General features: G+C 46.4%; 2 protein-coding genes. Both read left to right on the plus strand.

The features are described from left to right. Positions 1 to 280: 280 nt before the first annotated feature. Complete coding sequence (locus B3O33_RS01665; RefSeq protein ID WP_292362189.1) at positions 281 to 706, plus strand: MAPEG family protein; 426 nt, start codon at positions 281 to 283, stop codon at positions 704 to 706. 3 nt (positions 707 to 709) lie between these two features. Next, a partial coding sequence (locus B3O33_RS01670) for a gamma carbonic anhydrase family protein (RefSeq protein ID WP_414673260.1) occupies positions 710 to 1,169 on the plus strand: 460 nt, incomplete at its 3' end.

The following is a 1,169-nucleotide window of genomic DNA, read 5'->3' on the forward strand; positions in this document are numbered from 1 at the left end:
CCGGAAAAATAAACAGTGGCCATTTTTCAATGAAAACCGTGCCCCACTGACTGATTTCCCTTACGCAGCGTATGGTGTTCGACTGAATACCGTTGAAGCTAAGGCATTATTCACTCGCGCCCGGCTTGAAGGCGCTGACATTCAGATGATGTCTGAGTAACAGCGTTTTTTCACCATTCATAGTGACCGCCTGATGCAAACAATCAATGTTAAGCTGGCGTTGATGGGATTCATAAATCCATCCATCATCCGGCTGATATAAAGAAGAGACTTCAAAAAAATGACATTAGCAAACATGTATCATCTGACCTTCTCCGGCTTGTTTATTATTTTGCTGACCCTGCTTATTCAATGGTTTATCGCCAGCAAAAGCAAAGCCTCGCAAGCTGGTGCAATTCCCGGCAAAATTGCTGAAGAACTGAGTCATGACGCTTTTGTATTTCGAGCCCATCGCACGTTTATGAACTCACTGGAAAATCTGCCATTGTTGCTGGGCACGACGTTTATGGCGATTTTAATCGGTGCAAATGCTCTATGGACCGGTATCTTTGTCTGGCTATTTGCGATTGCCCGTATTGTGCATATGGGACTCTATTACGCCATTGCTACTGAGCAAAACCCCAGCCCGAGAACCTGGTTTTTTATGGTTGGCCTGCTCGCTAATGTGGCATTGCTGGTGTTATGTGGCATTACTTTGCTGAGTTAACAGATGGTTATGAAATCTTTTCGAGGTCACAGCCCCAGATTGGGGAATCGGGTTTGGGTAGATGACAGTGCTGTGATTATGGGTAATGTCGAGATCGGCGATGACAGTTCGGTATGGCCGTTGGTATCCATCCGTGGTGATATGCATCAGATTCGTATCGGCGCGAGAACCAGTATTCAGGATAACTCCTGTTTACATATTACCCATGCCAGTGAATTTAATCCGGAAGGCCATCCCCTGATCATTGGTGATGATGTCACAGTAGGCCATCTGGTGATGTTGCATGGCTGCACGATTGGGAATCAGGTGCTTGTCGGCATGTCCTCTACTATACTGGATGGCGCGATTATCGAAGATCAGGTGGTTATTGGTGCGGGTTCGCTGGTACCACCGGGAAAAAAACTTGAATCCGGTTACCTGTATTTCGGCTCTCCTGTAAAACAGATTCGCCCATTAACGGTGG

Source organism: Methylophaga sp. UBA1464 (assembly GCF_002325665.1).
In the GTDB taxonomy this organism is placed as follows: domain Bacteria; phylum Pseudomonadota; class Gammaproteobacteria; order Nitrosococcales; family Methylophagaceae; genus Methylophaga.

Coding starts and splice junctions, on each gene's coding strand:
- B3O33_RS01665 (WP_292362189.1), top strand. CDS start 281: ATGACATTAGCAAACATGTATCATCTGACCTTCTCCGGCTTGTTTATT.